Origin of the sequence: Candidatus Caccoplasma merdavium, assembly GCA_018715595.1 — a bacterium.
GTDB lineage: Bacteria > Bacteroidota > Bacteroidia > Bacteroidales > UBA11471 > Caccoplasma > Caccoplasma merdavium.
In genome coordinates, this window is the sequence record DVLI01000023.1 from 1 (window position 1) to 23,108 (window position 23,108).

General features: G+C 55.7%; 15 protein-coding genes. 11 read left to right on the top strand and 4 right to left on the bottom strand.

Features of this window, described 5'->3' with window-relative positions:
- Positions 1–160: 160 nt before the first annotated feature.
- The gene (locus tag IAD09_07810) at positions 161–1,414 is read right to left on the bottom strand and encodes a hypothetical protein (GenBank protein HIT82124.1); all 1,254 of its coding nucleotides are present in this window, start codon (positions 1,412–1,414) and stop codon (positions 161–163) included.
- 318 nt (positions 1,415–1,732) lie between these two features.
- On the opposite strand from IAD09_07810, the gene IAD09_07815 reads away from it, so the two are divergent.
- The 5 genes from IAD09_07815 (at position 1,733) to IAD09_07835 (ending at position 7,999) form a co-directional block, all read left to right on the top strand.
- Positions 1,733–3,022, top strand: coding sequence for a methionine adenosyltransferase (locus IAD09_07815; GenBank protein ID HIT82125.1), 1,290 nt, complete (start codon positions 1,733–1,735; stop codon positions 3,020–3,022).
- 18 nt (positions 3,023–3,040) lie between these two features.
- On the top strand, positions 3,041–4,327 hold the full coding sequence (locus tag IAD09_07820) for an O-acetylhomoserine aminocarboxypropyltransferase/cysteine synthase (protein HIT82126.1): 1,287 nt from the start codon (positions 3,041–3,043) through the stop codon (positions 4,325–4,327).
- A gap of 248 nt (positions 4,328–4,575) precedes the next feature.
- Positions 4,576–5,730, top strand: a complete 1,155-nt coding sequence (locus IAD09_07825) for a DUF4369 domain-containing protein (protein HIT82127.1) — start codon at positions 4,576–4,578, stop codon at positions 5,728–5,730.
- Between the two features lie 158 nt (positions 5,731–5,888).
- A complete protein-coding gene (locus IAD09_07830) occupies positions 5,889–7,427 on the top strand; it encodes a YifB family Mg chelatase-like AAA ATPase (protein HIT82128.1) in 1,539 nt (512 codons plus the stop codon).
- 179 nt (positions 7,428–7,606) lie between these two features.
- Entirely contained in the window at positions 7,607–7,999 is a 393-nt protein-coding gene (locus IAD09_07835) for a DUF805 domain-containing protein (GenBank protein HIT82129.1), read from the top strand.
- 102 nt (positions 8,000–8,101) lie between these two features.
- Here IAD09_07835 and recG read toward each other — a convergent pair whose 3' ends face one another.
- The gene (recG, locus tag IAD09_07840; protein ID HIT82130.1) at positions 8,102–10,198 is read right to left on the bottom strand and encodes an ATP-dependent DNA helicase RecG; all 2,097 of its coding nucleotides are present in this window, start codon (positions 10,196–10,198) and stop codon (positions 8,102–8,104) included.
- Complete coding sequence (locus IAD09_07845; GenBank protein ID HIT82131.1) at positions 10,191–10,868, bottom strand: 2-C-methyl-D-erythritol 4-phosphate cytidylyltransferase; 678 nt, start codon at positions 10,866–10,868, stop codon at positions 10,191–10,193. Before IAD09_07845 ends, recG begins: the two co-directional genes overlap by 8 nt.
- Positions 10,869–11,154: 286 nt before the next feature.
- Here IAD09_07845 and IAD09_07850 point away from each other — a divergent pair, with 286 nt between their 5' ends.
- The 5 genes from IAD09_07850 to IAD09_07870 all read left to right on the top strand — a co-directional run bounded on the left by IAD09_07850 (position 11,155) and on the right by IAD09_07870 (position 22,092).
- The gene (locus IAD09_07850) at positions 11,155–12,072 is read left to right on the top strand and encodes a peptidoglycan DD-metalloendopeptidase family protein (protein ID HIT82132.1); all 918 of its coding nucleotides are present in this window, start codon (positions 11,155–11,157) and stop codon (positions 12,070–12,072) included.
- Positions 12,073–12,124: 52 nt separating this feature from the next.
- Positions 12,125–15,343: a carbamoyl-phosphate synthase (glutamine-hydrolyzing) large subunit gene (carB, locus tag IAD09_07855; GenBank protein ID HIT82133.1), complete on the top strand. Its 3,219-nt coding sequence runs from the start codon at positions 12,125–12,127 to the stop codon at positions 15,341–15,343.
- Positions 15,344–15,511: 168 nt separating this feature from the next.
- Positions 15,512–17,713, top strand: coding sequence for a sodium-translocating pyrophosphatase (locus IAD09_07860; GenBank protein ID HIT82134.1), 2,202 nt, complete (start codon positions 15,512–15,514; stop codon positions 17,711–17,713).
- Positions 17,714–18,132: 419 nt separating this feature from the next.
- Positions 18,133–21,096 (top strand): phosphoenolpyruvate synthase, encoded by a 2,964-nt coding sequence (locus IAD09_07865; protein ID HIT82135.1) that lies wholly within the window; start codon positions 18,133–18,135, stop codon positions 21,094–21,096.
- 18 nt (positions 21,097–21,114) lie between these two features.
- A complete protein-coding gene (locus IAD09_07870) occupies positions 21,115–22,092 on the top strand; it encodes a hypothetical protein (protein HIT82136.1) in 978 nt (325 codons plus the stop codon).
- A gap of 129 nt (positions 22,093–22,221) precedes the next feature.
- Here the strand turns inward: IAD09_07870 and IAD09_07875 are convergent, their stop codons facing one another.
- A complete protein-coding gene (locus IAD09_07875; protein HIT82137.1) occupies positions 22,222–22,509 on the bottom strand; it encodes a hypothetical protein in 288 nt (95 codons plus the stop codon).
- 132 nt (positions 22,510–22,641) lie between these two features.
- Between IAD09_07875 and IAD09_07880 the strand changes: the two genes are divergently transcribed.
- Positions 22,642–23,103 (top strand): helix-turn-helix transcriptional regulator, encoded by a 462-nt coding sequence (locus IAD09_07880; GenBank protein HIT82138.1) that lies wholly within the window; start codon positions 22,642–22,644, stop codon positions 23,101–23,103.
- Positions 23,104–23,108: the final 5 nt, after the last annotated feature.

The window sequence follows — 23,108 nt, forward strand, 5'->3', positions numbered from 1 at the left end:
CAGGTCGACTATGGTATCGCTTGTATTCCAGCCGGCCAACATCATTCGGTCGAAATGGCTGTACTCGTCCTTGTTACACCGCATGAGAAAAAGCAATATAATCACTCCCACACAGCAGGAGAAAATCAGCAGGACATTCTTTATGCCTCGCAAAATCCGTTTAATCAGAGTACAAATTGAAATACGCATTATTCTTTTGGTTTATCATTCCGTTCTCGCCTATTGTTTCAAACACGCTCTTGGCTTTTTCATATTTATCCCGGGACAAAGGTTGCCTTTCGATTCGCCATTTGCCGTCTTCATATTCGGTAGCCGTGTACAAGCCGTCCCGATAGAAAGTTTCCAATACTTGGTTGGCCAGGCCCCGCATAGTACTATCCCTGTGCTGTATACCTATTTCCCTCCCAATAATATTATTCAGCAAATCGGCTGTTTGGTCGGCTTCGGCCAAATTGTCAAATTCCATTTTCTGCAAATCGGCCATCGGATTCCTCTCATGGGCGGCACCGACCTTCCATGCTGTTAAGGGGCCATACTTGGAGGTGATTTTCGCCTGCCACAAAGCATGCCGAAATGCCCCACGTTCACTCCCTCCATCAAGAGGATTATCAGATATACTATATTTATTTCTCTCTAAACCTCCATTTATGGCAAATTTACCTGCCCTCGTGGAAAGATTGTTAGAATTTTCTCTATATGCACCTATATTAAAAGCCGCTATAGGGTGTTGCATAATAAAAAATGCCTCTTTTACCTCCGGGCGCAATCGTGAATTATATATACTTCTCTCCACCACGGATATCCCCTCCGGTACAGGTGTTCCTCCGGCAGGAGGAAATTGTTTTATCAACCTATGACTTTCTCTCAAATGATTGGGTCGCCCTATCATATCGGGAAGAGAATCGGGCATATTTCCCATTTCGGAATAACCCGAATCCATTGCCGGCATATCCGTTTGCCGCAAAGTATCACCGCGCAAAGGAATATTCGTCATAGGGAAATAATTTGAATCTCCTGTCGGAAGTGAAAAATCGGTATTTTCATACGGGAGTTCTGCTTCTTTCACCATGTCTTCCGATCCCTTCCCGCCTACGTCCCAAATACTATATCCCCACCGTATGGGATACTGGCTGTTTTGGAGAACTTGTGTATGTAATACATTGCGATACATGGGAGAAAATCGACTACTTTGCAACGAGGAGTCCAAATCTCTGTCAGGCCCCTTTTGCAAAGATAGCATTTTTCCCGAATCATCATCTGTCACGGGGTTATATACATGAAATTCATCTCTCTTTTTTTCATTTTCATTGTACCATAACGATGAAAAAGCATTTTTGTCGGAATATAAATCGGCCATAAATTTTATTTTTGAATTATTTCTGGCAAAAATATCTCCGTAAGCCATCTTTCCCATGTGATATTTATACAAAACAAATCATCATCTGGCCCGGGATAGATTTCCAACACCCAAGCTGCTGTTCACGCCCTATATCGGTTTCGTTTTCGGAGAGAATTATTTTCTTTCGATTATCTTCTTGCACAACTCGCAAAAAAGATGTTACTTTGCAGCCACGATATGTGGATGGATTTGGCTGCTTGCAACCACACTAAAAAACTGCTAAAACGGTAATTACCCCCGCCCCGACCCTACGGCCGGAAAACCGCCCCGCATTTTTCTCCCCCTCCATCTCTTATCGGAAGTTATTTTTTTAACCGACAAAAACGATAAGAAATGAACTATCTCTTCACCTCCGAATCGGTATCGGAAGGGCACCCCGACAAGGTGGCCGACCAAATCTCCGACGCCATTCTCGACGAATTCCTCGCCTACGACCCCCAATCGAAGGTCGCCTGCGAAACGCTGGTAACCACCGGACAGGTGGTCCTCGCCGGCGAAGTGAAATCACAAGCCTACATCGACCTGCACGAGGTGGCCCGCCGGGTCATCAACCGCATCGGCTACACCCGCAGCGAATACAAGTTCGACGGCGACTCCTGCGGCGTGTTCTCGGCCATACACGAACAGTCGGCCGACATCAACCGCGGCGTGGAACGCGCCGAAGCCATGAACCAGGGCGCCGGCGACCAGGGCATGGTGTTCGGCTACGCCTGCAACGAGACCGACAACTACATGCCGCTCGCCCTCGACCTCTCGCACCTGCTGCTGCGCGAACTGGCCCTCTTGCGCCGCGAGAAAAACGAGATGCCCTACCTGCGCCCCGACGCCAAGTCGCAGGTAACGGTGGAGTATGACGAGCAACACCGCCCGGTGCGCATACACACCATCGTCATCTCGACCCAGCACGACGAGTTTATCGCCCCCACCGACAACACTCCCGAAGCCCAGGCCCAGGCCGACCGCAAGATGCTCGACCGCATCGCCGACGACGTGCGCCGCACGCTGCTGCCCCGCGTCATCGCCCAACTGCCCGAGCGTGTGCAACGGCTCTTCGACGACCGGCTTATCCTGCACGTCAACCCCACCGGCAAATTCGTCATCGGCGGCCCCCACGGCGACACCGGTCTCACCGGCCGCAAAATCATCGTCGACACCTACGGGGGCAAGGGAGCCCACGGCGGCGGAGCCTTCTCGGGCAAAGACCCCTCGAAGGTTGACCGTTCGGCCGCCTACGCCGCCCGCCACATGGCCAAGAACATGGTCGCCGCCGGCATTGCCGACGAGGTGCTGATACAGGTATCCTACGCCATCGGTGTGGCCCAGCCCGTGAGCCTCTTTGTCAACACCTACGGCACGTCGCACGTCGCCCTGAGCGATGCCGAGATTGCCTGCGAAATAGGCAAAATCTTCGACCTGCGCCCCAAAGCCATCGAAGAACGGCTCAAACTGCGCAACCCCATCTACGAAGAGACGGCCGCCTACGGCCACATGGGACGCCAGCCCCGCACGGTGCACAAGACCTTCACCTCGCGCTACGAGAAACCCGTAGAGACAGACGTGGAACTCTTCACCTGGGAAAAACTCGACTATGTCGACACCCTGAAAAAAGCCTTTTCCTTATAATCAATCATACGCATCACCATGAACGATAAACCCCTTTTCAACCCCGAAACCCTCTGCGTACAAGGAGGGTGGAACCCCAAGAACGGGGAACCCCGCGTACTGCCCATTTACCAAAGTACGACATTCCGCTACTCGACCAGCGAACAGATGGCCCGCCTCTTCGACCTCGAAGAGAACGGCTATTTCTATACCCGACTGCAAAATCCCACCAACGATGCCGTCGCCAAGAAAATCGCCGCCCTCGAAGGGGGCGTGGGCGCCATTCTCACCTCATCGGGACAGGCGGCCAACTTCTTCGCCATCTTCAACATCTGCGAGGCCGGCGACCACTTTGTCTGCTCCTCGACCATCTACGGCGGCACGTTCAACCTCTACGGCGTCACCTTGAAGAAACTCGGCATCGACGTCACCTTCATCGAGCCCGACGACGACGAAGCCACCATCGAAGCGGCTTTCCGCCCCAACACCAAGGCGCTCTTCGGCGAGACCCTCTCCAACCCCGGCATGCAGGTACTCGACATCGAGAAATTCGCCCGCATCGCCCATCGCCACGGCGTGCCCCTCATCGTCGACAACACCTTTGCCACCCCCATCAACTGCCGTCCCTTTGAATGGGGCGCCGACATCGTGACCCACTCCACCACCAAATACATGGACGGCCACGCCACCTGCGTGGGCGGTGCCATCGTCGACAGCGGCAATTTCGACTGGGAAGCACACGCCGACAAGTTCCCCGGCCTCACCCGTCCCGACGAGTCGTACCACGGGCTGACCTATACCAAAGCCTTCGGCAAGATGGCCTACATCACCAAAGCCACCGCCCAACTCATGCGCGACCTCGGCTCGACCCAGTCGCCCCAAAACGCCTTCCTGCTCAACCTCGGACTCGAAACCCTGCACCTGCGCATGGCCCGTCACTGCGAAAACGCCCAGAAAGTGGCCGAGTTCCTGCGAGACTGTCCGCAAGTGGCATGGATACACTACCCGGGACTGCCCGGCGACAAATACCATGCCCTCGCACAGAAATACATGCCCCACGGCACCTGCGGCGTCATTGCCTTCGGCTTGAAAGGCTCGCGCCAGGAGGCCATCGAATTCATGGACCGTCTGAAACTCGCCGCCATCGTCACCCATGTGGCCGACGCCCGCACCTGCGTGCTGCACCCCGCCAGCCACACCCATCGCCAGCTGAGCGACGAACAACTCATCGAGGCCGGCGTTGCCCCCGACCTGATACGCCTCTCGGTAGGCATCGAGAATGCCGACGACATCATCGCCGACCTGCACCAAGCCATCAACGGGTAAAAGGCCCGATGACAATACCTGTCAAAGAATCTCGGATAAGGTGTTCGTGACCGGTCAAACAAGAGCGGAGAGAATTGAAAATTTCTCCGCTCTTGTTTTTTTCAGTCATCAATCCCGGCAGCCGAACGTCCGGATACTATGGAGGAACGACAAAAAAGCGACGAGATGGGGATTGTTTGCGATATTTTCAGTACATTTGTCGAAATGGGGTCGCAACGGCCACATTTGATTTTCAAACAGGACACACGATGAAACTTTCTGCTTACAGCATATTCGCACTCGTCATTCTATGCCTCACGGCCTGCGGGGGAGGAAACGACAAAGAGCAATTCACGATTACGGCCGAACTCGACGTGCCCGACCAGAGCTATCTCTACTTCTGGCAGGAGGAACACAAGAAAGGCATCTCGGTCGACTCGGTTATCACCGAAGAGGGAAAAGCCGTGTTCAAGGGAACCTGCGACCAGTTGGCCCACATCGAGGTATTTACCGAGGCCGGCGAACGGGTTGTCTCGTTCTATGCCGCCAAGGGGAACAAAATAAAACTCAAAGGCAGCATCGCCGCTCCCTACGAAATCGCATTCTCGGGAACGCCCGAAATAGAGGAGGTCGGGAGGTTCCGCAACGAAAACAGCCGTCTCCTGCAACAACTGCACGAAGGCGAAGCCTCTTTTTATGCCCACCTCGGCGACACCGCCCGGGAAAAACAACTCTCACTCTGCCTCGACACCCTCCACACACGGGTCATCGACTTTGCCCGTTCACACCCCGCCTCCTACGCCTCGACCGTGCTCATCTATGACTACCTGCTCGCGCCCGGAACCGTAAAGGTCGCCGACTCGCTGTTGCGCAGCCTGGCTCCCGAAGCCAAGCCCGTGTCGCTGCTCGCCAAAGCCGAACTCTTCATTGCCGACACCCAGAAAAATCCCGTCGGGAAGATGCTTCCCTACATGACTTTCCGCACCCCCGACGACAGTGTCATCAACACGGGAGGTTTCCGCCGCCGCACCACGCTCTTCACCGTATGGGCCTCGTACGACTCGTTGTCGCGCCGGCAAATGCAGGTCGTGCGTAAACTGCGGGAGAAACATTCCCGCTACTACCTCAACATCGTAAGCGTCGCCCTCGACAGCGACGAAAGTGCCTGGCGCGAAGTGCTGCGCAGCGACACGCTCACCGGCTGGCCCCAATGTATCCTCAAAGAGGGGTGGAACGCCACCCAGGTCGAGAACCTCGGCATACAGATGCTGCCGGCGACTTTTGTCATCAACGGCAACGGCCGCATCGTAGCCAAGAACCTCTATGACGACGCCCTCATCGAGGCGGTCGACAAAAGTGTCGAAGAGGTGGGTGAAGACAAAATGCTCGACCAAATGGCCCCGTCGCGGAAACGACGGAGATAACCATCGCGCGACAGCCGACTGGCGGCCGACCGCGATTTTCCCGCACCTGAGCACGTTTCGGGGAAAGGCTCCCAAAAATCGCACAGGAGCAGCCATCACCCGGGCAAGACCGGAAAAAAGAGAAACAAACATTCGATAACCGTCAACAAAAAAACGAGATGTTGGTCAAAGTATTCGGAGCAGCCATGCAGGGCATCGACGCCCTCACCGTCACCATCGAGGTGAACTGTTCGCAAGGCATTCACTTCTACATGGTGGGGCTGGCCGACACGGCCGTGAAAGAGAGCCACGAACGCATACGCTCGGCCCTGCAACACAACGGCTACAAATTCCCGCACCGGCAACTCATCATCAATCTCGCCCCGGCCGACCTGCGCAAAGAGGGGTCGGCCTATGACCTGCCGCTGGCCATCGGCATACTGGCCGCCGCCGAAGAGATTTCGGCCGATAAACTCGGCCGCTACATGATTATGGGCGAACTCTCGCTCGACGGCTCGATACTCCCCATACGCGGCGCCCTGCCCATTGCCATACTGGCGAGGGCACAAGGTTTCGAGGGGCTCATCGTGCCCCGCGCCAATGTGAGGGAGGCCGCCGTCGTCGACCGGCTCCACGTCTATGGGGTCGATAACATCAAAGAGGTGGTCGACTTCTTCAACGGCGACCGGGAACTGACCCCCACCGTCATCGACACCCGTGCCGAATTTTTCGCCGCCCAAAACAACTTCGACCTCGACTTTGCCGACGTGAAAGGGCAGGAAAACGTAAAACGCGCTTTCGAAGTGGCTGCCGCCGGCGGTCACAACCTCATCATGATAGGCCCGCCGGGTGCCGGAAAATCGATGATGGCCAAACGCATCGCCTCGATACTGCCGCCGCTCACCCTGCACGAAGCTCTCGAAACCACCAAGATACACTCCGTCGCCGGCAAGATGGAGCGCAACAGCTCGCTCCTCACCCAACGTCCGTTCCGCGCCCCGCATCATACCATATCGAGCGTGGCCCTCGTGGGCGGAGGCACGTTCCCGCAACCGGGCGAAATATCTCTGGCTCACAACGGAGTGCTCTTCCTCGACGAGTTGCCCGAGTTCTCCCGCCAGGTACTCGAAGTGATGCGCCAGCCGCTCGAAGACCGCAAAATCACCATCGCCCGCGCCAAGTACACCATCGAATACCCGGCCAGCGTGATGCTCGTGGCCTCGATGAACCCCTGCCCCTGCGGCTACTACAACCACCCCGAAAAGAAATGCATCTGCCCGCCGGGTGCGGTGCAACGCTACCTCAACCGCATCTCGGGCCCGCTGCTCGACCGCATCGACATACAGGTGGAGATTGTTCCCGTCCCGTTTGAGAAACTCTCCGACAGCCGGCAGGGCGAACCCAGCGCCGCCATTCGCCAACGGGTAATCCGCGCCCGGGAGATACAGAGTGAACGCTTCAAGGAGATTCCCGGCATCTACTGCAATGCCCAGATGAACAGCCGCCTGCTCAACACGTTTGCCCGCCCCGACGAGGCCGGTCTCGCCCTGTTGCGAACGGCCATGACTCGCCTCAGCCTCTCGGCCCGCGCCTACGACCGCATACTCAAAGTCGCCCGCACCATCGCCGACCTGGCCGGCAGCGAAAACATTCTCGCCGAACACATTGCCGAGGCCATCAACTACCGCAACCTCGACCGGGAAAACTGGGCGGGATAATCTCGTCGACCCCCATCGACGCAACCGGGCTTCACAACGTTTCGGAACATTTCCAGCGCTTAAAATTCGTATTTCGCGAGGAATTTCATACCTTTGAAAAAGGTGCATGGCAATTACACCCGACGGAGAAGCCGAAAATCCGGGAAAAGAGTAGGAAAACCATTTTAACCCGAAGAATTATGTATTGGTATTTAAAATGTTGGAAACAATACGTTGATTTCCAAGGGCGGGCACGCCGCAAAGAATATTGGATATTTACCTTGATCAATTTCATTATCTACCTGCTCCTCTATATCCTGGCATTCTCCATGATGTTTGATTCCTCAGACATACTTTTTCTCTTGGCCTCCATTATCTTTTTCTTATATACCGTGGCCACAATTCTTCCCAGCATTGCCGTAACGGTGCGTCGGCTACACGACACGGGAAGAAGCGGGTGGTGGTATCTCCTCAACTTCATTCCTCTTGTCGGGTCGATATGCCTTCTCGTGCTGCTCTGTCTCGACAGCGAACCCGGAGAGAACCAATGGGGTGAAAATCCGAAAGGCATAGAGATAGAAAAGAGTGCATAACCCCCTAAAAATTTTATACCCCCGAAGTTTCATAAAACGAAAAGCGGCGGTGCGACCCTGCAAAGAGAGGGCACACCGCCGTTTTTGTATCAACGGCTCATATCAACTGATGAGACTGAAATCGATTTTGCGACGGAAGAGCTTTTCGAGCTGGCGGGAGAGCACGCCGTTCTCGGGCTTCGCCAAGTCGGGGTCGGCATCGAGCACTTCGCCGGCAATCTCGCGGGCGAGTTGCAAAATCTGTCCGTCCTTGGCGAGGTTGGCGATGCGCAGGTCAAAGGCAATGCCGCTCTGCTGCGTTCCCTCCATGTCGCCGGGACCGCGCAACTGCAAGTCGGCCTCGGCAATTTCAAAGCCGTCGTTGGTGCGGGTCATGATTTCGATGCGCTTGCGGGTATCGTCGGAGAGTTTGTGCGACGTCACCAGCACGCAATAAGACTGGTCGGCGCCGCGTCCCACACGTCCGCGCAACTGGTGTAGCTGGGAGAGGCCAAACCGCTCGGCATTCTCGATGACCATGACCGTGGCGTTGGGCACATTCACCCCCACCTCTATCACCGTGGTGGCCACCATAATCTGCGCCTCGCCCGAGACAAACCGCTGCATCTCGGCCTCTTTCTCGGCCGGCTTCATCTTGCCATGCACCATGCAGACGGTATATTGCGGGAAGACCTCCTTTACCTGACGGAAACCCTCTTCGAGATTTTTCAGGTCGATTTTCTCACTCTCCTGTATCAACGGGTAGACAATATAGACCTGCCGGCCCTGCTCGACCTGCCGGCCTATCGACTCATAGAGCTCGGCGCGCCGGTTGTCGTAGCGATGTATCGTCGTGACGGGCTTGCGGCCGGGCGGCAACTCGTCGATGACCGAGACATCGAGGTCGCCGTAGACCGTCATGGCCAGCGTGCGGGGAATGGGCGTCGCCGTCATCACAAGGATATGGGGCGGACAGGAGTTTTTGCGCCACAGGCGGGAGCGCTGTTCGACGCCGAAGCGGTGCTGTTCGTCGATGACGACAAATCCCAGGTTATTGAAGACCACCGTATCTTCGAGCAAAGCATGGGTACCGACAAGGATTTTCACCTCGCCCGAAAGCAGCCCTCGATGTATCTCGTCGCGCTGTTTCTTGCGGGTCGAACCGGTAAGCAACTCGATGCGCACGCCGATGGGAGCGAGCAGCGCGCTCAACGTCTCATAATGTTGCGTGGCGAGAATCTCGGTAGGCGCCATCATGCAGGCTTGGTAACCGTTGTCGACGGCCATGAGCATCGACATGAGGGCGACAAGGGTCTTGCCGCTGCCCACGTCGCCCTGCAAGAGGCGGTTCATCTGGCGACCGCTGCCCACATCGGCGCGAATCTCTTTGAGCACCCGTTTCTGGGCACCGGTGAGGTCAAAGGGCAAACACTCCCGATAGAAGCGGTTGAAGTTCTCGCCGATGGTGGTAAAGGGGAATCCGCCCAACCGGCGCATACGCTGGCGGGTATAGCGCAGGATATTGAGTTGCAGATAGAAAAGTTCCTCGAATTTGAGGCGGAACTGGGCTCTTCGCAACTCGTCGGGCGAGGTGGGAAAATGTATGTTGTAAAGCGCATCGCTGAGATACATGACATGGGAGCGGGCAATGACCGCCGCCGGAAGGGTCTCGGGCAGGGAACGGGGTATGGCCTTCCACAGCGTGGCGATGATTTTCTGCACGGCCTTGGAGTTGAGGAAGTGCGACTTCATCTTTTCGGTGGTGGAATAATAGGGTTGCAACCCCGAATTGCCGTCGATGTCGGCATCGACGGAGTCGATTTCGGGGTGGGCGATGTTGATGCGATTGCCAAAGAGGGTGGGTCGGCCGAAGAGCGTATATTCCACCCCGGGCTTATAACGGTCCTGCACATACTTGATTCCCTTGAACCACACCAGCTCTATCGTGCCGGTACCATCGGCAAAGAGGGCGGTGAGCCGGCGTTTGTAACCCTCGCCCTGTGTCTCATAACCCACAATCTTTCCCCGCAGCTGGATATAGGGCATCGTACCGTTGATTTCGCGTATGGTGTAGGTGCGTGAGCGGTCGATGTATTTATAGGGATAATAATGCAAAAGGTCTTCGTAGGAGTATATGCCCAACTCCTTGTTGAAAAGTTCCGCCCGCTTGGGACCCACCCCGGGAAGGAACTTGATGTCGCTCATCGAAAGCTCACTCATCGGCCCGTAACAGAATTTCGGCCACGGCCAGGTCGCGCGGCGTGGTAATCTTTATGTTGTCGACTTCGCCCTCGACCAAGGTGACGGCATGACCGGCCGCCTCGACGACCGACGCGTCATCGGTAAACGTTTCGCGGTAAGGGGTGTCATAGGCACGAAGCAGGAGGGCTGAGCGGAAGACCTGGGGCGTCTGCACACTGCGGTACTCGCTACGCGAGACCGCCACACTCCCCCCGCACGCGTCGACGTGACGCAACGAGTCGACCACCGGAATGGCCGGCACCGCGGCACCGTGACAATCGGCCGCAGCAAAAAGCGCTTCGATGAGACGTGCCGACACAAACGGCCGCACCCCGTCGTGCACCCCGATGAGACGCACCTCCGGGGGTACCGCCCGCAAGCCATTGGCCACCGAGTGGAAACGGGTAGCCCCGCCCGAGACGACCCGGTGAGGGAGCGCGAAGTCATAACGGCGGCAGAGCACGTCCCAGTAATCGCGATGAGCCTCGGGCAAAACAAGCACCAGTCCCATCGCGGCATCGCAACGATGAAACGCTTCGAGCGTATGCATGAGCACGGGACGGCCTCCCACGGGAAGGAATTGCTTGGGCAGGTCTTTTCCCATGCGCAACCCTTTGCCTCCGGCAACGACGACCATACACTTGTCCATAATCGAGTCTTTTACTTCTAACAAAAGTAATATAAAAATGGGAACAAGAAAAATATGTCTCTTGTATTTTTGATATAAGCAGCTTGTTATAAATAAAATAAAAGGCCATTTATTCAAAAACGCAGCGTGCGTCATGGCATTTTTTTCGTTCAAAAAGAGGTATATTTCCAGGAGAAATCCTTATCTTTGGAAAATTTGTACCTCGACGTCGGCACGACCCAACCCCTCCCGACCAGGAAAGAGGGGGAATCGTGTGGCTCAAACCTAAGAACCAGATGCAAAAAAGATGAGAAAAAAATCACTTTTATCGACCCTTCTTCCGCTTCTCTTCCTGGGGATAATCACCCCCTCGGGAAACGCACAAGAAATCGACCCCTCCATACAGAAACACATCGCCACGCAAACGCGTAACAATATCATCAACAAAGAACTGCCGTCGATGCTGAGTATCGACGACTCGACCACATACAGCCGCCGCCTCGAACAGGAATACGGCATCGCACCGGCCAGCGACCTCTACGGCGACGTGTGGGTAAACCGCTGGGTGAACCCCTACCGCCGAGCCGGCATACAACTGCCCGACACCTTCGCCATCAACGTGGCCAACTACTGCATGCCCATCACGGGCCGCATCACCTCGGACTACGGGTTCCGCCGCTACCGCATGCACCGCGGTGTCGACATCAAACTCGCGATAGGCGACACCATTCGCGCCGCTTTTGCCGGGCAGGTGCGTTTTACCAACTACGAACGCCGGGGATATGGCTACTATGTGGTGATACGCCACCCCAACGGGCTCGAAACCATCTACGGGCACCTCTCGCGCTTCATCGCCAAAGAGGGCGACATCGTGAAAGTGGGCGACCCGATTGCCCTCGGCGGCAACACCGGCCGCTCGACGGGCGCGCACCTGCACTTCGAGGTGCGCTTCCTGGGGCTCGACCTCAACCCCAATGAGATTTTCGATTTCAAAGCCAACAAGATACGCAACGACATCTTTGTCTTCCGTTCGGCCCCATACCGCGCCGGCACAGAGACCTACTACTCCAACGGCGTGACCTACTCGGTGTATCGGGTGCGTAAAGGCGACACCCTCACCTCGATTGCCCGCAAATACCGCACGTCGATCAACGCCCTCTGCCGGCTGAACAAAATCAGCCCCAAACGCACCCTGCGCATCGGCCAGCCCATTCGCATCGACTGACGCCGCATCACACAAACAAGAAAGAAATACAATCTTAAAAATACTCGATAGTATGCAACAGCCCATCAAAAAAGTCCTTGTGCTCGGTTCGGGCGCACTGAAAATCGGCCAAGCCGGAGAGTTCGATTATTCAGGTTCACAAGCCTTGAAGGCCATGAAAGAGGAGGGAATAAAAACCGTTCTCATCAACCCCAACATCGCTACCATACAGACCTCGGAAGGCATCGCCGACCAAGTCTACTTCCTGCCCGTCACCCCCTACTTCGTAGAGGAGATTTTCAAGAAAGAGCAACCCGACGGCATACTCCTCGCCTTCGGCGGACAGACCGCCCTCAACTGCGGTACCGAGCTCTACAACAAAGGGATTCTGGAAAAATACAACGTGCAGGTGCTGGGCACGTCGGTCGAGGCCATCATGAACACCGAAGACCGCGACCTCTTTGTGAAGAAGCTGAACGAAATCGACGTAAAGACCCCGAAAAGCGTCGCCGTCGAAAACATGGACGACGCCTTCAAGGCCGCACGCACCATCGGGTTCCCGCTGATTATCCGCTCGGCCTACGCCCTCGGCGGCATGGGCAGCGGTTTCTGCAACAACGAAGAAGAGTTGAAAACCCTGGCCGAAAACGCCTTCTCCTACTCCCCCCAAATCCTGGTCGAAGAGTCGCTCAAAGGGTGGAAGGAAATCGAGTTTGAAGTAATCCGCGACAAGAACAACCACTGCTTCACGGTGGCCAGCATGGAAAACGTCGACCCGCTGGGCATACACACCGGCGAGAGCATCGTGGTCGCTCCCACCTGCTCGCTCGACAACGAAGAGCTCACCATGTTGCAAGAACTCTCGCGCAAAATCATACGCCACCTCGACATCGTGGGCGAGTGCAACATACAATACGCCTTCAACTCCGAGACCGACGACTATCGCGTCATCGAAGTCAATGCCCGTCTGAGCCGGTCGTCGGCCCTCGCCTCGAAAGCCACCGGTTACCCCCTCGCTTTCGTCGCCGCCAAACTCGCACTCGGATACACCCTCGACCAAATCGGCGAAATGGGCACCAGCAACTCGGCCTATGTGGCACCGAGCCTCGACTACCTCATCTGCAAAATACCGCGTTGGGACCTCAACAAATTTGTCGGCGTGTCGCGGCACATCGGTTCGAGCATGAAGTCGGTGGGCGAAATCATGGCCATCGGCAAGAGCTTCGAAGAAATCATACAGAAGGGCCTGCGCATGATAGGCCAGGGCATGCACGGATTCGTGGGCAACTACGACCTGCACTTCGACAACCTCGACGACGAGCTGGCCAACCCCACCGACCTGCGCATCTTCGCCATCGCCGAGGCTTTCGAGAAAGGCTACACCATCGACCGCCTCTACGAGCTCACCAAGATAGCGCCCTGGTTCCTCGAAAAACTGCAAAACATCTACAACTTCAAACTGCGCCTCGAAAGCTACAACCGCATCGAAGACCTGCCGGCCGACGTACTCACCGAAGCCAAACGGCTGGGCTTCTCCGACTTCCAAATCGCCCGCTTCGTCGAGAACCCCTCGGGCAACCTCGAAGCCGAAAGCATTCGCGTGCGCAACCTGCGTAAGAAAATGGGTATTCTCCCCTCGGTAAAACGCATCGACACCGTCGCCTCGGAGCACCCCGACCTCACCAACTACCTCTACCTCACCTACGACGGCAGCGACCACGACATACCCTACTACAAGAACGACCGTTCGGTGGTGGTTCTCGGCTCGGGGGCTTACCGCATCGGCAGCTCGGTAGAGTTTGACTGGTGCTCGGTCAATGCCATACAGACGGCCCGCAAGCTGGGGTACAAGTCGATTATGATCAACTACAACCCCGAAACCGTGTCGACCGACTATGACATGTGCGACCGCCTCTACTTCGACGAACTCTCGTTCGAACGCGTGCTCGACGTCATCGACCTCGAATCGCCCAACGGCGTCATCGTGTCGGTGGGCGGACAGATACCCAACAACCTGGCCATGAAACTCCACCGCCAGCAAGTGCCCATACTCGGCACCTCGCCCGTGTCGATAGACCGCGCCGAGAACCGCAACAAATTCTCGCTCATGCTCGACCAGCTCGGCATCGACCAGCCGGCCTGGAAAGAGCTGACCTCGATGGACGACATCAAGGCATTTGTCGAGAAAGTGGGCTTCCCCGTACTCGTGCGTCCCTCCTATGTGCTCTCGGGTGCCGCCATGAACGTATGCCACGACATGGAGGGGTTGAAAGAGTTCCTCGCCCTGGCCGCCCAGGTATCGAAAGAGTATCCGGTAGTCGTGTCGAAATTCATGCAGGACACCAAGGAAATCGAGTTCGACGCCGTGGCACAGAACGGCGAAGTGGTCGAATATGCCATCTCCGAGCACATCGAATTTGCCGGCGTGCACTCGGGCGACGCCACCCTCGTGTTCCCGGCCCAGAAAATCTATTTCGAGACCGCCCGCCGCATCAAGAAAATCAGCCGCCAAATCGCCAAAGAGCTCAACATCTGCGGACCGTTCAATATTCAATACCTCGCCAAAAACAACGACGTGAAGGTCATCGAGTGCAACTTGCGCGCCTCACGCAGCTTCCCCTTCGTGTCGAAAGTGCTGAAACGCAACTTCATCGAGACGGCCACCCGCATCATGCTCAACGCCCCCTACACGCAGCCCGACAAATCGGCCTTCGATGTCGACTGCATCGGCGTGAAAGCCTCGCAATTCTCCTTTGCCCGCCTGCAAAACACCGACCACATCTTGGGCGTCGACATGGCATCGACCGGCGAGGTAGGCTGCATCGGCGACGACTTCAACGAAGCCCTGCTCACCTCGATGCTCGCCGTGGGATACGCCATACCCAAGAAAAACGTGATGGTATCGTCGGGGTCGGCCCGCTCGAAAGTCGACCTGCTCGACGGCTGCCGCATGCTCTTTGAGAAAGGCTACCAAATCTATGCCACGGCAGGTACCCGCAAATTCCTCGTCGAGAACGGCATCGACAACGCCATCGAAGTATCTTGGCCCGACGAACACCGCGACAACAACGTGATGGCCATGATTGCCGAACACCGCTTCGACCTCATTATCAACGTGCCCAAGAACTACACCAAGCACGAGATGACCAACGGCTACAAGATACGCCGCGCCGCCATCGACCACAACATTCCACTCATCACCAACGCCCGTCTGGCCGGAGCTTTCATCGAGGCATTCTGCTCGGTGAGTCTGGAAGAAATCCCCATCAAGAGCTGGAAAGAATACAAATAATCTCTCCCTTCCCACACCCAAAAGCGGCGGTATGATACATACCGCCGCTTTTTTAATCAGTATTAAGAATCCGTCCCAACCCAAAAATCGAAACCTTATATATTCCTAAAAGTTGACATTCACTCAGAAAAATCATTATCTTTATTGCAAACTTTAATCTGACACAGTATGGAAGCCTACTTGTTTTGGATCGTCCCGGCAGCATCGGTGCTCGCATTGCTGCTGGCGTGGTATTTTTTCAGGCAGATGATGCGCGAAAGCGAAGGTACCGAAACGATGCAACACATCGCCTCATTTGTCCGCACCGGCGCCATGTCGTACCTGAAACAGCAATATAAAATCGTTGGTCTCGTGTTTCTCGTCCTGGTTGCCTTCTTCTCCATCATGGCCTATGGATTTGACCTGCAAAACCACTGGGTACCCGTTGCCTTCCTCACCGGAGGCTTCTTCTCGGGCCTGGCAGGGTTTCTCGGCATGAAAACCGCCACCTACGCCTCGGCCCGCACGGCCAATGCCGCACGGCACTCGCTCAGCCGGGGGCTGCGCATCGCCTTCCGCAGCGGGGCCGTCATGGGCCTCGTCGTCGTAGGACTGGGACTGCTCGACATCTCATTCTGGTATCTGTTGCTCGACTACTTCATTCCCGATGACCCCACCAACAGCACCGCCAAACTCTGCATCATCACCACGACGATGCTCACCTTCGGCATGGGAGCCTCGACCCAAGCCCTCTTCGCCCGTGTGGGCGGCGGCATCTACACCAAAGCCGCCGACGTAGGAGCCGACCTGGTGGGCAAAGTCGAGGCCGGCATTCCCGAAGACGACCCGAGAAACCCCGCCACCATTGCCGACAACGTGGGCGACAACGTGGGCGACGTGGCCGGCATGGGCGCCGACCTCTACGAGTCCTACTGCGGCTCGATACTCGCCACCTCGGCTCTCGGTGCCGCCGCCTTCATCGGCAGCGGCGACAGCGTGATGCAGTTCAAGGCGGTCATCGCCCCGATGCTCATCGCCGCCATCGGCATCATACTCTCCATCATCGGCATTTTTGCCGTGCATACCCGCGACAACGCCCAAGTGAAAGACCTGCTCCACTCCCTCGCCGGCGGGACCAACCTGAGCTCGGTTCTCATCATCGCCGGCACCTTCTTCATCTTCTGGATTCTGCAACTGCACAACTGGTTCTACATCGGTTGCGCCGTCGTCATCGGACTATTGGTGGGTGTTGTCATCGGCCGCTCGACCGAGTACTACACCTCGCAATCCTACCGACCCACCCAGCAGCTGGCCGAAAGCGGAAAGACCGGGCCGGCCACCGTCATCATCTCGGGGCTGGGCTTGGGCATGATTTCGACCACCATACCGGTATTGGCCGTCGTGTGCGGCATCATACTCTCCTACTGGTTCGCCGCGGGATTTGACCTCACCAACGTCTCCATGGGGCTCTACGGCATAGGCATCGCCGCCGTGGGCATGCTCTCGACCTTGGGCATCACCTTGGCCACCGACGCCTACGGCCCCATTGCCGACAATGCCGGAGGCAACGCCGAGATGAGCGGCCTCGGCGACGAAGTGCGCGCCCGCACCGACGCCCTCGATTCGCTGGGCAACACCACCGCCGCCACAGGCAAAGGGTTTGCCATCGGCTCGGCCGCCCTCACCGGCCTGGCCCTGCTGGCCTCCTATATCGAAGAGATACGCATCGGGCTCACCCGCATCGGACAAGAGAGCCTCACCATCGGCGAACGCACGGTCGACGTGCACACGGCAACGTTCACCGACTTCATGCACTACTACGACGTGACGTTGATGAACCCCAACGTACTCTCGGGAGTCTTCATCGGCTCCATGATGGCCTTCCTTTTCTGCGGCCTCACCATGAATGCCGTAGGGCGCGCCGCCGCCCGCATGGTCGAAGAGGTGCGCCGGCAGTTCCGCGAAATCAAGGGCATACTCACCGGCGAAGCGCAGCCCGACTATGCCCGCTGCGTCGAAATATCGACCAAAGGAGCACAACACGAAATGGTGCTTCCCTCGCTGCTCGCCATCATCGCCCCGTTACTCACCGGATTTGTCTTCGGCGTGCCGGGTGTCATCGGTCTGCTGGTGGGCGGACTCGGCGCCGGTTTTGTGCTCGCCATCTTCATGGCCAACGCCGGCGGGGCTTGGGACAATGCCAAGAAATACACCGAGGAGGGACATCTCGGCGGCAAAGGCGGTGAAGTGCACAAGGCAACGGTCGTGGGCGACACCGTGGGCGACCCCTTCAAGGACACGTCGGGCCCGAGCCTCAATATCCTCATCAAACTCATGAGCATGGTGGCCATCGTCATGGCCGGCCTCACGGTCGCTTGGAGCCTCTTCTGAGGAAGCACCACTCCGCACAAAACCACCCTCTTCCACAACGCCCGGGACGCAACCTCACCGGTTCTGCGACCGGGCGTTGCCGCAAAAAAAACGGGAACCACATGAACATTCAGGCAACAACGGGCATTACAAAAGAGGAAAAGTGTGAAACCGAGAGCGCGTTTTTCTCATTTTTAATACACACAAACACCTGTCAAACAAACGTTTAAGTAAAGAAACCAAAGGCAAGCATTCCCGATAAGCGCCGTTGAACAAAGGAAATAGAGATAACTCTTTCAAAACAAACGATTTTTACCCTTTAAATTTCTCAAATCAAAAATTGTTTATACCTTTGAGAAAAGAAAAACGGGGAGGTCGAAAAAGCCGAAGAAAAACATCGGCAACCGGCCAAGGCCCCGCGTCCCATTCAACCGATGGCCATGGACAAAGGAAACAACATCAAACAGTTCTATCCCAAAGATACCTCTTTTGCCAACCTCATGCAGAAGCGTATCTTCAACGTGTTGCTGGTCGCCTCTTATTACGATGCATTCATTCTCGAAGAAGACGGCCGCGTCGAAGAACAAATCTTCTTTGAATACACCTCGCTCAACCTCAGTTCGCCGCCCCGCGTCACCCAGGTCAGCAACCTCGAAGACGCTTTCAAGGAACTATCGACCAAGCGGTTCGACCTCATCATCACCATACCCGATGTCGAGCACAGCCAAACGTACGAAAAGGCCAAGGAAATCAAGCACCACTACCCCGACATACCCATCGTGTTGCTCACGCCGTTTGCCCGCGAAGTAACCCGACGCCTCGAAAAAGAAGACCTCAGCGGCATCGACTACGTTTTCAGCTGGCTGGGCAACACCGACCTGCTGCTGGCCATCGTGAAACTGCTCGAAGACGAAATGAACATCGAGGAAGACACCAAGTCGGGGGTACAAATCATCATGCTGGTCGAAGACTCGGTGCGCTTCTACTCCTCGATACTGCCGCACCTCTACAAGTTTGTACTGAAACAGTCGCAAACCTTCTCGACCGAAGCCCTCAACGAGCACGAACAGATGTTGCGCATGCGCGGACGGCCCAAAATAAAACTGGCCCGCTCCTACGAAGAGGCCATGGAAATGTACCAGAAATACGCCAACAACATGCTGGGCATCATCTCCGACGTCTCCTTCATGCACGAAGGCAAGAAAGACGCCCAGGCCGGGCTCAAATTCTGCGCCTATGTAAGAGAGAAAGACCCCTTCATACCCCTTATCATCGAGTCGTCCGACACCGAAAATGCCGCCGGAGCGGCCGCCCTCAACGCCTGCTTCCTCGACAAGAACTCCAAGAAACTGCCGGTCGACCTGCGAGCCGCCATCATGCGCAACTTCGGATTCGGAGATTTTGAATTCATCAACCCCGAAACCGGCGAAGTGATTCTGCGCATCAAGGAACTCAAAGACCTGCAAAAAAATATCCTCACCATACCCCCCGAGTCGCTGCTCTACCACGCCTCGCGCAACCACATCTCGCGCTGGCTCTACTCGCGCGCCCTCTTCCCGCTGGCCGAATTCATCAGACGTCGCTGGCCCCACAATCTCGAAGAGCTGCCCGAGATAAGGCAAGAGATACTCGACGCCATCGTCCTCTACCGCAAGATGAAAAACCGTGGTGTGGTAGCCATCTTCGAACGGAACCGTTTCGACAAATACTCCAACTTCGCCCGCATCGGGCAAGGTTCACTCGGGGGCAAAGGGCGCGGCCTGGCCTTTATCGACTCGCTCATCAAACGCCACCCCATACTCGAAGATTACGAAGGGGTAAGCGTGACGGTACCCAAGACCGTCGTCCTCTGTACCGACATCTTCGACGAATTCATGGAGAGCAACAACCTCTATCAGATTGCACTCTCGGACATTCCCGATGAAGAAATACTCCGCCACTTCCTCGACGCCACGCTTCCCGAGCGTCTCAAAGAAGACATTCTGGCCTTCTTCGACGTAGTGGCCCGACCCATCGCCGTGCGCTCGTCGAGCCTGCTCGAAGACTCCCACTACCAGCCCTTCGCCGGCGTATATTCGACCTACATGATACCCTGTCTCGACGACCGCGAAGAGATGTACCGCATGCTCTCGGCCGCCGTAAAAGGTGTCTATGCCTCGGTGTTTTACTCCGACAGCAAAGCCTACATGACCGCCACCTCGAACGTCATTGACCAGGAAAAGATGGCCATCATTCTGCAAGAAGTGGTAGGCACGCAATATGGCGACCGGTACTACCCCTCCTTTGCCGGAGTGGGTCGCTCGCTCAACTACTACCCCATCAACGACGAAAAGGCCGAAGATGGCGTCGTCGACATCGCCGTGGGCCTCGGGAAATATATCGTCGACGGCGGCCGCAGCCTGCGCTTCTCGCCCCGACACCCCAACAAGGTGCTGCAAACCAGCACTCTCGACCTTGCCCTGCGCGACACACAGACCCGCTTCTATGCCCTCGACCTGAAAAACATACAAGCCCATTGCGAAGTCGATGACAGCTTCAACCTGCTGCGGCTCTCGATACGCGACGCCGAAGCCGACAACTCCCTGCGCGGCATGGTATCGACATTCGACCCCTACGACCAGGTGATACGCGACGGCTACTATGAAGGAGGCCGCAAAGTGGTAACCTTTGCCAATATCCTGCAACACAACATCTTCCCGCTCTCGCCGCTCTTGGAGATGATGCTCCAATTCGGCGCGCACGACATGGGACGCCACGTCGAAATAGAATTTGCCGGAATCCTCCCCAACGGACAGCAACCCCACGGAGCCCTCTACTGGTTGCAGATACGCCCCATTGTCGATACCAAAGAGATGCGCGACGACGAAATAGACGAGGTCGACGACAAAGACCTGCTGCTGAAAACCTCCTCGGCACTGGGGCACGGCGTCATGTCGGACTTGCACCACGTCGTCTATGTCAAGAGCGAGGGGTTCCTCTCGTCAAACAATTCGCTCATCGCCCGGGAAATAGAAAAAATCAACAAGGGATTCCTCGAACGCGGCGAGAACTACATACTCATCGGGCCGGGCCGATGGGGGTCGAGCGACACGGCGCTGGGCATTCCCGTGAAATGGCCACACATATCGGCGGCCCGGCTCATCGTCGAAACCGCCTTGACAAACTATTTCATCGAGCCCAGCCAAGGCACCCACTTCTTCCAAAACCTCACCTCGTTCGGAGTCGGCTACTTCACGCTCAACCCGCAAATCAAGGAGAGCCTCTTCGACGAAGAGTTCCTCAACCGGAAAGAGGCCGTGCAGGAGACACAATTCCTGCGCGTCGTCCGCTTCGACCAGCCTTTCACCGTGAAGATAAACGGGAAGAAAAGCATGGGTATCGTCATAAAACCCTCCGAAACATAACCGCAAAACAACGCTGCTATGAGTTTTGTAAAATCGATACTGCAACAATGGCGCGACCGCAACCTCAAAAAAAACGCCGCACCGGGCCATGAGCCCCTGTCGTCCGCCGACATACCGGGAAACGACATCGCCGAACAGCACCTGCTCGAAGCCCTGGCGCGACAAATCAACGATGCGGTCGCCAACGGAGAGACCATCACGTCGCTCAACATCGAAACGACCTATGAGCAACTCGCGGAGAGCCTCGACCGCTTCAAACAAGAGTCGCTCAACGTGGCCCGCAACGAAGTCTCGGAACAATGGAGCGAAGAGGAATCGCGACGCATCGCCGAAATAAAAAACTTGCAGCAGCAAAATGCCGAACTCTTGCAGAACTTCACCGAATCGCAAAAACGATATGCCGGAGCCGACCGGCTGCGCAAAACCCTGAGCGAACGCATTCACGACCTCGAAAACGAACTGGTGACCGTGCGAAACGAATATGAACGGGAAATAGAAGAGAAACTACGGCAAATCAATCAGATAAAGGCGCGTTCACTGGGTCTCGCCCATGAGAGCGACGAAGCGCCCGCCGACAATGAGCCCCACGAAGAAAATGGTGCCGACGAGCCCGAAAAAGTATTCGACTGCCACAGCATCGACACCGGAAACGAGAACGATACCGTCGTGATAAAACACCGCTACGCATCGCTCTACACCAAACTCAACAAAGCGCAAAATGCCTTACAGGAACAACGCAAAGAAAACCGCAACCTGTTGAAGCGAGACACCCGGCACCGCCAACGCATCGAAGAATTGGTGGCCGCCAACCAGTCCCTGCGCAAAGAGGTGCGGCGTCTTGGAGAAGAACTCGAACAAGCCCTCGCAAAGATCGGGAAAAGAACCGGGATACCCACCACAGACGGGAATACCCGCAACCCACACCGGACAATGCAAGGTCTCACCTCGCTGCAATTCGAAGAGGAGTCGGCCGATGATGATTCACAAGCCTTTTGAAGGGAAAAATTTTCCTGACGTAAGCATTCCGGCAAAAACACCTCGCCCACAGGCAGGAAAAAGCACTTGCACTTTCGCAGCCAAGTGCAACGCATGAAAATGGGAAGGGAATCCCGGCAAACCCGACAATCAGTTCGGCAACATTGACGACGATGACGAAGCATCATCTGATGCCGAACGCTCCTCGATGACCATGTCCATGACTTGGCGTAGAAAATGCACCTGCGTCAAAGGCAATCTTCGGGAAAAAGTTTCTATAAGAATGGCAAACTCCTCGGGCGTAAACGTTGCACCCCCCGTGAGGCTATGCGGCATCTCGGCATAGAATACGGCATAATTCACATCTTCCTTTTCACACACGGCCTCGAATGCATCAACGGCCTTTTTTATTTCCTCAATATTCTTTCTTTTTTTCATATCAAAGGCTGGTTATTGGTTCCAAATCATATTATTCGTATATTAGTAAAAGTAAAACCAATTAAATAGTCTTTTTGTTCATGCAAAAAGCATTTTTTTCAACCCGGTTATACAAATCTCAAAAAACACACTATGTCAAAAATTATCTATTCCGGTAGCAAATTCCGTGAATTTCTGTCGCGAAGAGGGATTACCTATCAAGAGGCATCGGCTTTTCTGGGCATCGATAAAAACACCATCGGCAAGGCCGTACGCGGAGGCAACCTCAATATGAGCGTATTGCTGACCATCTGCAATATGTACCACCTCAACATTTCGGACTTTTTCGTGAGCGAGGGCAATGACGAAGAGGCTCAAACCCACGAAAATAGGACCGACCGGCAACCTCTCCCGACCGGACATCAACTACCATCGGTATCGGAAGAGTTCGAAACCTATAAAATTTCTAAAAAACCAAAGTTCCTGTATGAAAATTTATTGGCCTCGAAAGACCAGGAAATCGCCCTGCTTCGAGAAATGAACGAGCTCTACAAGAAACAAATCGAAATGCTGCAAGAGAAGATTCTCGAAAACGACAGCAAAAACGGATTTTGAGCAAA

Bases quoted from the DNA above. Each gene is read 5' to 3' on its own strand.
- IAD09_07845 (HIT82131.1), bottom strand. From the start codon at position 10,868: ATGGACAAGTGTATGGTCGTCGTTGCCGGAGGCAAAGGGTTGCGCATG.
- IAD09_07865 (HIT82135.1), top strand. From the start codon at position 18,133: ATGGACAAAGGAAACAACATCAAACAGTTCTATCCCAAAGATACCTCT.
- IAD09_07825 (HIT82127.1), top strand. From the start codon at position 4,576: ATGAAACTTTCTGCTTACAGCATATTCGCACTCGTCATTCTATGCCTC.
- IAD09_07820 (HIT82126.1), top strand. From the start codon at position 3,041: ATGAACGATAAACCCCTTTTCAACCCCGAAACCCTCTGCGTACAAGGA.
- IAD09_07830 (HIT82128.1), top strand. From the start codon at position 5,889: ATGTTGGTCAAAGTATTCGGAGCAGCCATGCAGGGCATCGACGCCCTC.
- IAD09_07870 (HIT82136.1), top strand. From the start codon at position 21,115: ATGAGTTTTGTAAAATCGATACTGCAACAATGGCGCGACCGCAACCTC.
- recG (HIT82130.1), bottom strand. From the start codon at position 10,198: ATGAGTGAGCTTTCGATGAGCGACATCAAGTTCCTTCCCGGGGTGGGT.
- IAD09_07875 (HIT82137.1), bottom strand. From the start codon at position 22,509: ATGAAAAAAAGAAAGAATATTGAGGAAATAAAAAAGGCCGTTGATGCA.
- IAD09_07810 (HIT82124.1), bottom strand. From the start codon at position 1,414: ATGGGAAAGATGGCTTACGGAGATATTTTTGCCAGAAATAATTCAAAA.
- IAD09_07835 (HIT82129.1), top strand. From the start codon at position 7,607: ATGTATTGGTATTTAAAATGTTGGAAACAATACGTTGATTTCCAAGGG.
- carB (HIT82133.1), top strand. From the start codon at position 12,125: ATGCAACAGCCCATCAAAAAAGTCCTTGTGCTCGGTTCGGGCGCACTG.
- IAD09_07850 (HIT82132.1), top strand. From the start codon at position 11,155: ATGAGAAAAAAATCACTTTTATCGACCCTTCTTCCGCTTCTCTTCCTG.
- IAD09_07880 (HIT82138.1), top strand. From the start codon at position 22,642: ATGTCAAAAATTATCTATTCCGGTAGCAAATTCCGTGAATTTCTGTCG.
- IAD09_07860 (HIT82134.1), top strand. From the start codon at position 15,512: ATGGAAGCCTACTTGTTTTGGATCGTCCCGGCAGCATCGGTGCTCGCA.
- IAD09_07815 (HIT82125.1), top strand. From the start codon at position 1,733: ATGAACTATCTCTTCACCTCCGAATCGGTATCGGAAGGGCACCCCGAC.